Annotated in this window: 10 protein-coding genes; 7 read left to right on the top strand and 3 right to left on the bottom strand. The window is 71.3% G+C overall.

What is annotated here, in order from left to right; genetic code table 11:
- Positions 1-118 precede the first annotated feature (118 nt).
- From MYMAC_RS24770 to omp85, 6 genes are all read left to right on the top strand, one after another.
- Positions 119-2,320 carry a sigma-54-dependent Fis family transcriptional regulator gene (locus MYMAC_RS24770; protein ID WP_095959882.1) on the top strand — a complete coding sequence of 734 codons (2,202 nt, stop codon included), beginning with the start codon at positions 119-121 and terminating at the stop codon, positions 2,318-2,320.
- Positions 2,321-2,506: 186 nt separating this feature from the next.
- A complete protein-coding gene (gene adh, locus MYMAC_RS24765; RefSeq protein ID WP_095959881.1) occupies positions 2,507-4,027 on the top strand; it encodes an aldehyde dehydrogenase in 1,521 nt (506 codons plus the stop codon).
- Entirely contained in the window at positions 4,027-4,464 is a 438-nt protein-coding gene (locus MYMAC_RS24760) for a DUF779 domain-containing protein (protein ID WP_095959880.1), read from the top strand. Before adh ends, MYMAC_RS24760 begins: the two co-directional genes overlap by 1 nt.
- A gap of 308 nt (positions 4,465-4,772) precedes the next feature.
- Positions 4,773-6,089 carry a pyridoxal phosphate-dependent decarboxylase family protein gene (locus tag MYMAC_RS24755; protein ID WP_095959879.1) on the top strand — a complete coding sequence of 439 codons (1,317 nt, stop codon included), beginning with the start codon at positions 4,773-4,775 and terminating at the stop codon, positions 6,087-6,089.
- Entirely contained in the window at positions 6,086-7,216 is a 1,131-nt protein-coding gene (locus MYMAC_RS24750; RefSeq protein ID WP_095959878.1) for a DUF819 family protein, read from the top strand. The genes MYMAC_RS24755 and MYMAC_RS24750 overlap by 4 nt, the downstream gene beginning before the upstream one ends.
- A gap of 18 nt (positions 7,217-7,234) precedes the next feature.
- The gene (gene omp85 / locus MYMAC_RS24745) at positions 7,235-8,560 is read left to right on the top strand and encodes an Omp85 family outer membrane protein (protein WP_095959877.1); all 1,326 of its coding nucleotides are present in this window, start codon (positions 7,235-7,237) and stop codon (positions 8,558-8,560) included.
- Between the two features lie 15 nt (positions 8,561-8,575).
- Here omp85 and MYMAC_RS24740 read toward each other — a convergent pair whose 3' ends face one another.
- Complete coding sequence (locus MYMAC_RS24740) at positions 8,576-8,920, bottom strand: hypothetical protein (protein WP_013941582.1); 345 nt, start codon at positions 8,918-8,920, stop codon at positions 8,576-8,578.
- A gap of 40 nt (positions 8,921-8,960) precedes the next feature.
- Here MYMAC_RS24740 and MYMAC_RS24735 point away from each other — a divergent pair, with 40 nt between their 5' ends.
- A complete protein-coding gene (locus MYMAC_RS24735; RefSeq protein ID WP_095959876.1) occupies positions 8,961-10,286 on the top strand; it encodes a tetratricopeptide repeat protein in 1,326 nt (441 codons plus the stop codon).
- On the opposite strand, the gene MYMAC_RS24730 is transcribed toward MYMAC_RS24735, so the two are convergent.
- Entirely contained in the window at positions 10,267-11,598 is a 1,332-nt protein-coding gene (locus tag MYMAC_RS24730; RefSeq protein ID WP_095959875.1) for a M16 family metallopeptidase, read from the bottom strand. The genes MYMAC_RS24735 and MYMAC_RS24730 overlap by 20 nt on opposite strands.
- Positions 11,595-13,142 carry a sensor histidine kinase gene (locus MYMAC_RS24725; RefSeq protein ID WP_013941579.1) on the bottom strand — a complete coding sequence of 516 codons (1,548 nt, stop codon included), beginning with the start codon at positions 13,140-13,142 and terminating at the stop codon, positions 11,595-11,597. Before MYMAC_RS24725 ends, MYMAC_RS24730 begins: the two co-directional genes overlap by 4 nt.
- Positions 13,143-14,039 lie beyond the last annotated feature (897 nt).

Here is a 14,039-nt window from a genome sequence, read left to right as displayed (position 1 = left end):
GAAGGTGGGGCCGGGGGCCTTGTGGGCCTCTTGGATGCGCTGCGTCAGGTTGGGCCAGAAACACTGGGCCGGTCCCCCGTTGTTGTCGCCACCGGGATTCCACCAAGATTCAAGGTCCTTGGGGACGCTTACGCTCAGCGCTTCGCCGCTCCTATGGGAGCAGTTCCTCGTCGGTGCGCTCGACGGGGAGGCGGGGCTGCGCCCGGAGCTGCGCTCCATCCTGCCGCGCTGGCAGCGCTCGCGGTCGCTGGGCGCCCCCAGCACCGGGCAGCCGGACGAGGGGCCCAGCGTGGGCGGCCTGGCGCTCGTGGAGCGCCGCGCGCGGCTGGAGCCGGTCTGGGACGAGCTGGGTGGCATGCTGGAGATGCTGTCGGCGGCGCCCCTGCCTTCCGGCCGGGTGGCGCTGCTGGCGGACCGTGAGGGCGTCATCCTGGCGATGCGCAGCTCGGGCGGGGACTTCACCCACCACGCGGACTACGTGCGCCTGGTGGAGGGGGCCTGCTGGGACGAGGCCTCGCGCGGGACGAACGCCATTGGCACCGCGCTGGCGGAGTCGTCGGCCGTCGCGGTGGTGGGCCCGGCGCACTACGCGCAGCGTCACCATGGACTCGTCTGCTACGCGGCGCCGGTCCATGACCCCTTTGGCGCGCTGGTGGCCGTGCTGGACGTCACGGGCCCGGCGGGCGCGGCGGACCCGCTGGTGCTGGTGGCGGTGGCCAGCGTGGCCCACGCCGCCGAGGCCCGGCTGCGCGAGGTCGCCTGGGCCCGGGTGGCCGCGGCGGCGCGGGGCGGGCTGGAGTCGCGGCTGTCGCGCGAGGACGGCCCGGTGCTCGTCGTCGAGCCGATGGGGCGGGTGAGCCGCGTCAACGCCGCCGCGCGCGCGTTGCTCGGCGCGCAGGGGCCCATGTCCGTGGAGTCGGCGCTTGGCGTGTCGTGGCGCGCGCTGACGGACGCGGCGCTGCGTGGGGTGGCGCTGGAGACGCGCGGCCCCGCCCAGGGGCCGGCGTGGCGCGTCCACTCGGAGGCGGTGCGCACGGCGGAGGGCGGCTCCGCGCTCGCGGTGCTGGTGCGGCTGGAGCCGCTCGGCGCCCGGGCGGGGCACGCGGCCCGGCTGGAGCCCGTGGCCGGCGCCGAGTCCCTGGACGCGGCGCCGTCGGCTGCGCCCACCCCCGCGTCCTCGTCGTCCTGGGGAATGCCCCCCCGCCCGGAGGCCCCAGCGCGCGCGGCTCAGGAGCGCTCGGGCGGCGCGCCACGTTCGCCAACCAGGGGCCCTGGGCCGGCGGACACCGTGGCGCCTCCGGAGCCGTGGGCGGCGCTCAAGGGCGATGACCCGCGGCACCGGGCCACGCTGCGGGAGGCGGAGCGCTTCGCGCCCACGAGCCTGCCGGTGCTGCTCCTGTCGGAGACGGGCACGGGCAAGGAGCTGCTCGCGCGGGCCCTGCATGCCGCCAGCGCGGTCGCCACGGGCCCCTTCGTGGCGGTGAACTGCGGCGCGCTCTCACCCGCGTTGCTGGAGAGCGAGCTGTTCGGCCACGCGCCGGGGGCCTTCACGGGCGCGCGCGTGGGCGGCGCGGAGGGGAAGCTCGCGGCCGCGGACGGCGGCACGCTCTTCCTCGACGAGCTGGTGGAGATGCCGCCCGCGCTCCAGGTGCTGCTGCTGCGGGTGCTGGAGGACGGCTCCTACTCGCGGGTGGGGGAGTCGCGCATGCGGCGCACCCGCTTCCGCCTGGTGGGCGCCACCTGCCGGGACCTCGACGCCGCGGTGCGCGCGGGCACGTTCCGCTCCGACCTGTACTTCCGCCTCCAGGGCGCGGTGCTGCGGCTGCCACCGCTGCGCGAGCGCACGGACCTGCCCGAGCTGGCCCAGGCGCTCCTGGCCCGGCTCGCGGAGGAGGAGGGCGTGGCCACACCGGGCCTCTCCGCCGCCGTGCTCGCACGGCTCGCCGCCCACCGCTGGCCCGGCAACGTGCGGGAGCTGAAGACGGTGCTGCGTCTGGCGCTCGTGCGGGCTGGGGGCGCGCCCGTGCTGGAGGTCGAGGCACTGCCGCCGATTCTGGGAAGCGTGCCCGTGCCCGCCGTCGCCCAGGCGGAGCCCGCACCGACGCCGCTCGTGACGCCGCCGGCTCTCAGCGCACCGCGCGAGCCGGGCATGAGCGCCGCCGCCCGCCCGCTCCGCGAGCTGGAGGCCCGCGCCATCCAGGAGGCCCTGGCGCTCAGCGGCGGCAACGTGGCCCAGGCCGCGCGGCACCTGGGCATCGCGCGCAGCACGCTCTACCGGATGGCGGAGCGCTTCGGCATCACGCTGCCCTCGCGCGGCTGAACGTCCACTGGAGAACGCGGTGTCCGCGTCGCGACACGTGTCGCGCTCCGCGCCACGCGTGTCCGGACAGGTGTCGCGGAGCGGGACACGACGCGCCGCGACGTCGACGGACGCGTGGGCTGGCACGCGCGCTGCTCTGGGGGGCGCAGTTGCGTGCCGTCGTTCCCCCAACCGAAGGAGAGCGCAGTGATCTACGCCGCCCCCAATCAGCCTGGCTCCAAGGTGCAGTTCAAGTCCCGCTACCAGAACTTCATCGGCGGGCGCTGGGTCGAGCCCACGCGCGGTCAGTACTTCGAGAACATCAGCCCGGTGACGGGCAAGCCCTTCTGTGAAGTGGCCCGCTCCACGGCGGAGGACATCGAGAAGGCCCTGGACGCGGCGCACGCGGCGCGCCTGTCGTGGGGTCGCACCTCGCCGACCGTCCGGGCGAACATCCTCAACAAGATCGCCGACCGGATGGAGCAGAACCTGGAGATGCTCGCCGTCGCGGAGACGTGGGACAACGGCAAGCCCATCCGCGAGACGCTGGCCGCGGACCTCCCGCTGGCCATCGACCACTTCCGCTACTTCGCCGGGTGCATCCGCGCGCAGGAGGGCGGCGTGAGCGAGCTGGACCACGACACCGTCGCCTACCACTTCCACGAGCCGCTGGGCGTCGTGGGTCAAATCATCCCCTGGAACTTCCCGCTGCTGATGGCGGCGTGGAAGCTGGCCCCGGCGCTGGCGGCGGGCAACTGCGTGGTCCTCAAGCCCGCGGAGCAGACGCCCTCCAGCATCCTGCTGTGGACCGAGCTCGTCGGCGACCTGCTGCCCGAAGGCGTGCTGAACGTCGTCAACGGCTTCGGCGTCGAGGCGGGCAAGCCGCTGGCCAGCAGCCCGCGCATCGCCAAGGTGGCCTTCACCGGCGAGACGAGCACGGGCCGGCTCATCATGCAGTACGCCAGTGAGAACCTCATCCCCGTCACGCTGGAGCTGGGCGGCAAGAGCCCCAACATCTTCTTCGAAGACGTGATGGCGCGGGACGACGACTTCCTCGACAAGTCGCTGGAGGGCTTCGCCATGTTCGCGCTGAACCAGGGCGAGGTCTGCACCTGCCCGTCGCGCTCCCTCATCAGCGAGCGCATCTACGGCCAGTTCATCGAGAAGGCCATCGACCGCGTCCGCAAGGTGACGCCGGGCAACCCGCTGGACACCGACACCCAGGTAGGCGCCCAGGCCTCCAACGACCAGTTGGAGAAGATCCTCAGCTACATCGACATCGGCAAGAAGGAGGGCGCCAAGGTCCTCACCGGCGGCGAGCGCGTGGCGCTGTCCGGCGACCTGAAGGACGGCTACTACGTGGCGCCCACGGTGTTCCAGGGCCACAACCGGATGCGCGTCTTCCAGGAGGAGATCTTCGGCCCCGTGGTGAGCGTGACGACGTTCAAGGACTTCGACGACGCCATGCGCCAGGCCAACGACACGCTGTACGGCCTGGGCGCTGGCGTGTGGACGCGCGATGGCAACACCGCCTACCGCGCGGGCCGCGCCATCGAGGCGGGCCGCGTGTGGACCAACTGCTACCACATCTACCCCGCGCACGCGGCGTTCGGCGGCTACAAGCAGTCGGGCATCGGGCGGGAGAACCACCGGAAGATGCTGGACCACTACCAGCAGACGAAGAACCTGCTGGTCAGCTACAGCCCCAAGGCCATGGGCTTCTTCTGATGAGCGGCGCCGGTGCCGGCCCCGGCACGGGCGGACAGGAGGGCGCCACGGCGGTGGCCCGGGTGGACGTGACGCCCGAAGCCGCCGCCGTCATCCGCCAGCTCCGCGCCACGCACGGGCCGCTGATGTTCCACCAGTCGGGTGGCTGCTGCGACGGCAGCGCGCCCATGTGCTACCCCGTGGGGGACTTCCGCGTGGGCCAGCGAGACGTCCTCCTGGGCGAGGTGGAGGGCTGCCCCGTCTACATCGGCGGCGCGCAGTTCGAGTACTGGCAGCACACCCACCTCACCCTGGACGTGGTGAAGGGGCGGGGCGCGGGCTTCAGCCTGGAGTCCCCGCTGGGGGTGCGCTTCATCACCCGCAGCCGCGTCTTCACCGACGAGGAATATGCGCGGATGAAGCACGCGCCGCCGCCCCGGCGCGGACCTCCGGAGTAGGCAAGGCCCACGGACCCGGCACGCCTCCTCGCGCGCCGGGTCCGCGGTGTTTCACGGACAGCGGGTGTCTGCCCTTGGCGCATCCTGGCGCTGACGTGGCGTCACGACGCGAATCCCGTGCGACCGGCGCCTGACTTCCGCCGACGGCCTCTGGTTCCTCGGCGCCGCACCCGCGGGACGTGGATTCACAAGCGGCGCATGCGCGCCTGGCTTTCTCGGGGGCCCGGTGGCCGAGAGGGGTTTACTTCGACGCGGAGTAGGCGAGTCTTCACTCCCGGGCCACTCCAGACCCCACCACAGGAGCCGTGATGCCGAAGACGCCCCGTCTGACCTCTCAGGGAATGAGCCACCAGGACGTGCTCGCGAAGATGCGTGAAATGCGAGCGGATGACGCCAACTGGCGGGAAGGCCGGACGTGGAGCCTCGTATACAACGCCGGTGAGGACATCCGCCGGCTGCTCGCGGACGCGTATACGGAGTTCATGTCGGAGAACGGCCTGAGCCCGCTGGCGTTCCCCAGCCTGCGCACCTTCGAATCGGAGGTGCTGGCCATCGCCGCGGAGCTGTTCCAGGGCGAGACGGCCGCGGGCACGATGACGTCCGGTGGCACCGAGTCCATCCTCATGGCCGTGAAGACGGCGCGTGACTTCGCGCGCGCGGAGAAGGGCATCACCGCGCCGGAGCTGGTGCTGCCGGCCTCCGTCCACCCGGCCTTCCAGAAGGCCGCGCACTACTTCGGCGTGAAGCCCGTCAACGTGCCGCTGGCCGCGGACTTCCGCGCGGACGTGGACGCGATGCGCGCCGCGGTGGGGCCCAACACGGTGCTGGTGGTGGGCTCCGCCCCCGCCTATCCGCACGGCGTGGTGGACCCCATTGTCGAGCTGGCCGCCATGGCCCAGGAGAAGGGGGTCCTCTTCCACGTGGACGCGTGCCTCGGCGGCTTCCTGCTGCCCTTCGCCCGCCGCCTGGGCCACGACGTCCCCCCGTTCGACTTCGCCGTGCCGGGCGTCACGAGCCTGTCGGCGGACCTGCACAAGTACGGCTACGCGGCCAAGGGCGCGTCGCTGGTGCTGTACCGGACGGCGGAGCTGCGCCGCTATCAGTTCTTCACCTACGCGGACTGGTGTGGCGGCATCTACGCCTCGCCGTCCATGGCGGGCACGCGGCCGGGCGGCGCCATCGCCGCGGCGTGGGCCATCCTCAAGTACCTGGGGGAAGAGGGCTACCTGAAGCTGGCGGGCACGGTGCTGGACACCGCGCGCACGCTGCGCGAGGGCATCGCCGCGGTGCCCGGGTTGAAGCTCCTGGGGTCGCCGAAGCTCAGCGTGTTCGCCTTCTCGTCGGACTCCCTGGACATCTACGCCCTGGGCGACGCGATGGAGGCGCGCGGCTGGAAGCTGGACCGGCAGATGGGCCCGCCCGCGCTGCACCTGATGGTGACGCCCGCGCACGCGAAGGTGGCGGAGCCTTTCCTCGCGGACCTGCGCGAGTGCGCCGCCAGCCTGGCCAAGGGTGAGCCCGCGCCCGAGGGCAGCGCGGCCATGTACGGCATGTTGGGCGCCATGCCCGACCGCCGCGAGGCCGCTGACTTCATCCGCCAGTTCATGGACGCCATCTACGAATGATGCCCCTCATCCAGGTGCTTCTCCTGGTGGGCATCCCCGGCCTCGCCCTGCTGGCGGCGCGTCACGTGAAGCCCGTGGCCTGGGTGGGCCCGGTGGTGGCGTGCTACGCGGCGGGCATCCTGCTGGCCAACGTGCCGGGCCTGGGGCTCACCTCGGGAGTGAGCCTGTCGGTGAGCGAGGCCGCCGTGCCGCTGGCCATCCCGCTGCTGCTCTTCACCACCGACATGCCCCGGTGGATGCGGCTGGCGCGCACCACGCTGCTGTCCTTCGTGCTGGCGTGTGTCTCCGCCATGGTGAGCGCCGCGCTGGTGGGCTTCGCCGTGGCGGAGCGTTCGGACGAGTGGTGGAAGATGGCGGGCATGTTGACGGGCGTCTTCACGGGCGGCACCGCCAACATGAACGCGGTGGGGCTGGCGCTGGGCGTGCGCGAGGAGACCTTCGTGCTCCTCAACACGGCGGACATCGTCGTGGGCGCGGTGTACCTGCTCTTCCTGATGACGGTGGCGCAGCGGCTGGCGCTCCTCGTCCTCCCGCGCTTCCAGAACGCCACGGCGTGGGAGGACGCGGAGGCGCGCGAGGAGGGCGCGCCGTCGAGGCTCACCTGGGCCCAGGTGCGCGGCGGCGTGCTGTCCCTGCTGCTGGCGGTGGCGGTGGCGGGCGTGTCCGCGGGGGGCTCCCTGGCGCTGCTGGGCCGGCTGGAGGTGACGGTGGTGCTGCTGCTCATCACCACGCTGTCGCTGGCGGCCTCGTTCCGGCCCTCGGTGCGCACGCTGCCGGGGAGCTACGCGCTGGGGGACTACGCCTTGCTCGTCTTCTGCGTGGCGGTGGGCACGCTGGCGGACGCGAGCCGGTTGCAGGCGGCGGGGCTCTTCGTCTTCGCCTGCTGCGCGGCGGTCCTGGCGCTGGCCGTCCTGCTCCACTTCTGCCTGGGGGCCCTGTTTCGAATCGATGCTGATACAGTGCTCATCACATCGACAGCGACCATTTTCGGGCCGGCCTTCATCGGACCGGTGGCGCGTGCTTTGCGTAACAGGGAGCTGATGGTGTCTGGTGTCACGACAGGCATCATGGGGTTCGCGTTGGGAACGTATCTCGGCCTGGCCGTGGCGTGGTTCCTGCGCCCCTGAGACGCCCCGGAGACAGGCATGTACTCGAGTCGGACAACGTGGGCCGTGGTGCTGTCGGTGGTGTTGGGAGGTATCACCGCGCGGGCGCAAGGCGTGGCGCCTCCGCCCGCGCCTGAGACACCGTCGCCTCCGCCCCCACGCACGGGGTGGCGTGTCCAGGGCCTGCCGCTGCTCAACTTCAACAGCGACGAGGGCCTGGGCTACGGCGCGCGGCTGATGCTGGTGGACGCGGGAGACGGCACGCAGGCGCCGTACCGGCACGCCATCATCGCGCAGTTCTTCCAGACGACGCGGGGCAACGCGGTGCATCGGCTCATGCTGGACGCGCCCACGTTCCTGGAGTCCCGCTGGCGGCTGGGGTTGGACGTGAGCCTGCTCAACGACCGGTTCTCGCCGTACTACGGCCAGGGCGGCGCGGCCTCGTTCGACCAGGACTTCGCCGCGTGTGATGACCGGAACGCGTTGGAGGACGCGCCGGATGTCTGCCCGGGCAACCCGGCGTTCCGAGGTCTGCGCTACTACAACTTCGAGCAGCGCACGCTGCCCAGCGTGGTGCTCAACGCGCGCCGGCCGGTGAGCGGCCCGTGGCAGGTGTCCATGGGCTACCGCTTCCGGATGACACGGGTGGCCACGCGCTACGACGCGGACGCCCTGGGCCAGTCGGGGGCCTCCCGGTTGGAGGAGGACATCCAGGCCGGGCGGGTCAATGACGGCGGTCCGGTGACGGGGACCTTCCGCACGGCGGAGTTGACCGCGGGGCTGCTGCTGGATTTGCGAGACAACGAGCCGGCGCCCATCCGAGGCATGTTTCACGAGCTGGCGGTGCGCGGCGCGGCGGGCGCCACGGGCAGCTCCTTCAACTACTGGGGCGCCACGGCGAACTTCCGCTTCTATCACCCGCTGGGCACGGACCGGCTGGTGGCCGCGCTGCGCCTCATGGGGGACGTGATGGGCGGCAACGTGCCGTTCTACCTGCTCAGCTCGTTCGGCGGCGTGGAGTGGCGGGACGGGTGGGGCGGCGTGGGCGGCGTCTTCACCGCGCGCGGCATCCTGAAGCACCGGCTCCAGGGCGAAGTGAAGGCCCTGGTCAACGGCGAGCTGCGGTGGCAGTTCCTCTCCGTGCTGCCGTTGAAGCAGCGCGTGGACTTCACGCTGGTGGCCTTCCTGGACGCGGGCAGGGCGTGGTCGGACCTGTCCTTCCAGGACCGCGGCATGGGGCGCTACGCGGGCGGCGGCGGCCTGCGCGTCGCCTGGGAGAAGAACTTCATCGTCCGCATGGACTACGGCGTCAGCCCGCGGGATGGGACGACGGGCTTCTACCTGGACTTCAACCACCTGTTCTGAGCGTGACGGGGGGCGTCACGCCGCCTCGTCGAGCACTTCCAGCGCGTCACGCACGCCGGGCAGCGCGGTGAGCAGCTCGAACTCGTCCGACTGGAGCATGGAGACGCGGCGGCCGGAGAGGCGCTCCATGAGCAGCTCGATGCGGTGCTCTCCCGGTCCGTTGGCGTGGCGGAAGATGCGCGCGCGGAAGCCCTCCGCGTGGCACGCGAGGATGTCCTTCTGGAGGCTGCGCAGCCGCCGGACCACCTTCAGCGCCGCTCGCCCCTCGGGGGTGTCGAACGTGTGGAAGTGCCGGTTGCGCGACAGCGGCTGGCTGGGGTCATGGAGCCTCTCCACGAGGCGCCGAACGAATGGGTCCATCGACGAAGGAGGATAACATCCGGTACCCTGCCGCTCAGCGATGCACCGTCATTTTCGAATCAGACCGTGGACCCTGGCGCTCCTCCCGCTGCTTGCTTGCAAGGAGCCGGAGGTGGCTGCCGCGGAGAGCAAGGCCCAGCGGGCCCAGACCGCCCTGACGGAGGCCCGCGGCCATCTGTCCAATGGCCAGGCCCCCGCCGCGCTCGCCGCGCTGCGCAGGGCCACCACCGCGACCCCCGACAACATGGAGCTGTACCTGCTCACGGCGCAGGCCCACCGCATGGCGGGCAACGAAGGCGCCGCCATCCTGGCGCTGAAGCAGGCCGCCGCCATGTCGAAGGGGGCGGACCCGGCCATCCAGCGCCAGCTCGCCGACATCTACCTGGAGCATGGCCTCACCAAGGACGCGCTCGCGGCGCTCATCACCATGCGGGACGCGGGCAACCTGCCGGACGCGGACGTGCTGCGGCTGGCCCGGCTCCAGGCGCGTGAAGGGCAGATTGACGCCGCCTTCAAGTCGCTGGAGGGCATCCTGCGGGAGAACCCCGACGACGCGGAGGCCAAGTCCGTGGAGGCCGAGGTGCTCTGGCTCAAGGGCGACGAGCTCCTGGCCGCCAACCTCATGGACCGGCTCCTCAACCAGGACCCGGCGCTGGCGTCCGCGCGGCTGCTGCGCGCCCGCTACTTCCTCGTCAACGGCTTCCCGGACCTGGCCGAGTCCGACCTGAACGCGGTGAAGGGCGAGGACGCCGAGCGGCTCGAGGCCGTGACGCTGCGCGCGCGCGTGTACCTGGCCCAGGGCCGCGCCCCGGACGCGGAGGCGGCCCTGCGCAAGCTGCTGGAGGCCCAGCCGCAGAACGCGGAAGCGCTGGCGTGGCTGGCGGAGACGCTGCTGGTGCAGGGCCGCCGCGCGGATGCCATGGCCATGGTGGACAAGGCGCTCCAGCTCGACCCCCGGCTGGCCCGGGCGCTGTACGTGCGCGGGCGCTCGCTGGAAGAGCAGGGGGACCGCCGCGGCGCGGAGGAGGCCTACCGCTTCGCGCTGTCCTCGGCGCCCCGCTTCGCCCCGGTGCACTCGCGGATGTGGCGCATCCACCTGAAGGCCGACCGCGTGGCGGACGCGGAGGCGTCACTGGAGCGGCTGCTGAGCCTGAGCGAGGCCAGCATCGAGGAGAAGGCCCAGCTCGCCGCCCTCTACGCGCGGATGCAGACGAAGGTGTCCCAGGGCCTCAAGCTCATCGACGAGGCCCTGAAGCGCGAGCCGGAGAACCCGGACTACCTCCGCACCCAGAAGGCGCTCATCGCGCTGAAGCCGAAGCCCAAGAAGAAGCCCTCGGGCCCCATCATCATCCGCGGCGGCCGCTGACCGCCGCCAGCGGGGACGCCTCCGGCCCGGGAAGGCCGGGGGCCTCCGCCACCACGCGCTCCAGGGCCTTGAGGCCCTTGCGCTGGCCCACCGCCACCACCGTGAGGTTCTCCCGGTTGAAGTAGCGCCGGGCCACCTCGCGCACGCGGGCGGCGGACTGCGAGTCCACCAGGTCGGCGCGGTGGCCGAAGGACTCCGGCGCGCGGAACAGCTCCGTGCCGCCGAACCAGCCGGCCAGCTCGCCCGGCGAGTCCTGGGAGAACTCCAGCAGCATGCGGTGCCGGCGCTTGGCGCGCGTCAGCTCCTCCTCGCCCACCTCCGTGTTGCAGAGGGTGGCCAGCACGCGGAGGGCCTCGGTGATGACCGTGGCGGCCTTCTCCGGGGCGCTGGCGGCCTCAATCTCGAGGAGGCCCGCGTCGTGGTAGGCGTCCAGCGACGCGCTGACGGAGTACGCCAGCCCGCGCTTCTCCACGATTTCGAAGGGCAGCCGCGAGGACAGGCCGTCATCCAGCACGCGGCGGATGATCTGCAGCGCGGGGTAGTCCTCGTGCTGCTCGGGGACGCCGCGGAAGTTGAGGCGGAACTCCGTCTGGGACTCGTCGTGGCTGACGAAGTGCAGGCGGGGGCCGGGCGGGGTGAGCGGCGGCGGCGCCTCGACGCTGGACGGGCCGCGCGGGAGGCGGGCGAAGGCGCGCTCGGTCATCTCCAGCACCTCGGAGTGCTTCACCCGGCCGGCGGCGGTGACGACGATGTTCCCCGCGACGTAGTGCTGGGCGAAGTGCTCCAGGATTTGCGGGTGCGTCAGGTTCGTGACGGACTCACGCGTGCCGGCAATCTTGAGGGCCAGCGGGTGCCCGGGGAAGAGCAGGTGCTTGGACAGGTTGTCCAGGTCGATGTCCCGGCCCTTCTCGTCCACCTCGTCGAGCATCTCCTCGAGGATGATTTGACGCTCCACCTCCATGTCGGTGAGGCGGGGGCGGGTGAGCATGTCGCCGATGATGTCCAGGCCCACGCGCAGGTGCGCGGGGTGGATGGGCGTGTAGTAGTACCCGTGGTCCCGGGTGGTGACGCCATTGAGGTTGCCGCCCACCTCCTCCACGGCCGCGTTCATCTTCACGGTGTCCGGCCAGCCTTCGCTGCCGCGGAAGAAGAGGTGCTCCAGGTAGTGGCTGACGCCGTTGGTGGCCAGCGTCTCGTGGCGGCTGCCCGTCCGCACGTAGACGGCGAGCAGGGCGGTGTGGAGGTGGGGCGTCTCGACGGTGACGACGCGCAGCCCGGAGGGCAGCACGTCCCGGTACGTAGTGAAGCTCATGCGCGAGGAAGCCTTAACACGAAGGCCGTCCCCTGGCCGGGAATACTCTGGCAGGAGAGCGAGCCACCGTGCGCCTGGAGGATTTGCTGACTGACGGCCAGCCCCAGGCCGGTGCCCCCCTCCTTGGTGGTGAAGAAGGGCTCGAAGAGGTGCTGGCGGGCCTCCTCCGTCATGCCCTGTCCGGTATCCCGCACCGTGACTTCCACGGCGTCCTCCAGCGGACGGGTGACGATGGTGAGGCGGCCGCCGGAGGGCATGGCCTCGCGGCTGTTGCGCAGCAGGTTGAGGAAGACCTGGCGGAGCTGGCCCTCGTCCGCCAGCACGTGCGGGGTATCCAGGGCGAAGTCGCGCACCACCTCCACGCCGGCGCGCTCCAACTCCTCCCGGGTGAAGTCCAGCACGGTGTCCAGCACGGCGGTGACGTCGCGCGGGTCCAGGTCGGGCCGGGGCGGGCGGGCCATGCGCAGGTACTGCTCGGTGACGTCCGCCAGCCGGTCCACCTCCTGGGTGACGGCGGACAGGAGGTCCCTGGCCTCGGCGGCGTCCTCGGGGGAGTCAAAGCGGGCTTGCTCCAGGCCGTCCTGGAGCAGCTCCACGTTGAGGCCAATGGAGGACAGGGGGTTGCGCACCTCGTGGACGATCTGCGCGGAGATGCGGCCCACGGCGGCGAGCTGCTCGGCGCGCATGAGCGCCTCGGCCTGGGCCTTGAGCTGGGCCTCGCGCGCCTGGAGCGAGCGGGCCATCTGGTCGAACTCGCGGGCCAGGACGGCCACCTCGTCGTCGCCGCGCACGCCGAGCTGGGCGTTGTAGTCACCGCGCCCGATGCGGGAGACGCCGCGGATGAGGTTGCGCATGGGGCGCAGCGTGCGCGCGGACCAGGCGGTGGCGCCCACGCCCACGGCGATGGCGGCCACGGAGAAGCCGATGATGAAGAGGCCGGTGGTGCGCTCGCGCTCCTCGGCGCCGTCCACGCGCTCGCGGATGCGGTTGGAGAGGGCGGCGCGCAGCACGCGAATCTCGCGGCCGATGGAGTTCTCCACCTGGCGCAGCGCGGCGGTGGCGGTGGCGACCTGCTCCTTGTCGGGGGCCTCGGTGGACAGGGCGGCGAAGACGGCCTCGGCGGCGCGGCCGTAGTCGCGGTAGCGGGATTGGAGCTCGCCGAAGCGGGCCTCCAGGCCCCGGATGAAGGGCACCTCGCTGTCGGGCGCGGAGGCCAGCACCTCGTGGGCCTTGGCCTGGGCGGCGGCGAGCCGCTGGGACATCAGGGGCGGGTTGTAGGTGCGCGCCAGGCGGATGAAGGCGCGGCGGGCCTCGACGCTGCCTTCCTGGAGGAGGCGCTCGGTGTCCTTCTCCTGGGTGGAGTGGAAGGTCTCCAGCTCCGCGGCGTCCTGGGAGAGCTGGAGGTAGCCCTGGCTCACCAGGCGGATCTCCAACCGGTTGCGGTGGAGCTCCGTCACGCTGAACAGGGACACCAGCCCGAAGGTGCCGAGCACCACGGCGTAGCCCAGGAAGATGCGGGTCGCGAGGGAGAGCTTCACGGGCATTCCTCGCTACGTGGCGGGCCGTCCAGCCGCAAGTCTCGTCTCCAGGGAGCTCGGGCGCCTGCTCGGGGGCCGCCGAGGGGGAGGGACTACCTCCGGTGGGGCCCAGCGTACCCCAAAATGTACCCGCCGCATTCTCAGTGAGGGGCTGCCGCGCGACTTGCCCTTGTCAGGATCCGCAAACGTTGCCGGTACGGACTGCTGCGGATGCCTTGAAGCCGTGCGTGCGATGTGGGGGATTCGTCTGTTGTTTGGGATGGCCTGGATGGAGCGCCAGGTGACGTGTCTGTAAATATTCATTGACGTGGTGGTGATAGGGTTTTCTGGAATGCAAGCCAATTCGGAATGAGTGGCGAATTGGTTTTTTCTGGAAAGTGATTGTTGTGGGATGCTGCGGATGATGCGAATCAGGCCTGGGATCCCTTTTGGCTGGGGCAATACGCCGCATCCCTGGGAAATGTCACAGTGGCCCGCGAACGTGCGATGACGGGCCCTAGACGCGGCTCTTGGCGGCAGGAGTCTGAGGTGCTTTGCATGATGAAGTTTGGAATGCTCATTGGTTCGACGTTGGTGGCTGTCCTTGTCGGGTGTGGTCCCGTCGATGAACAGCATTCGGCAGAGGGGACTCCCGCATCGAACGAAGCGGCCTTGCGTGCGGAGATTCCGGTCCCCGATGCAGCCATGCTGGAGGCCCTGGCTGACTCCTGCGAGCCCTCGACCGTCAATAACTGTGTAGCCGCTGGATACGGCTCGTGTTCGGCGTGGTCAGAGGATGTGGATTGCGGAACGCTGTCCGCGTGTGACCATGCTGCTCCAATCTGCAGGACGCGTATCGACGGCGAGTGGGTGACGACTGGCGCGATCTTCCAAGGACGGAATCGTTACCGCGTCTGTTTGAAC

This window comes from Corallococcus macrosporus DSM 14697, from assembly GCF_002305895.1.
Taxonomy (GTDB): Bacteria; Myxococcota; Myxococcia; order Myxococcales; family Myxococcaceae; genus Myxococcus; species Myxococcus macrosporus.
This window is presented reverse-complemented; position numbering and strand designations above follow the sequence as displayed.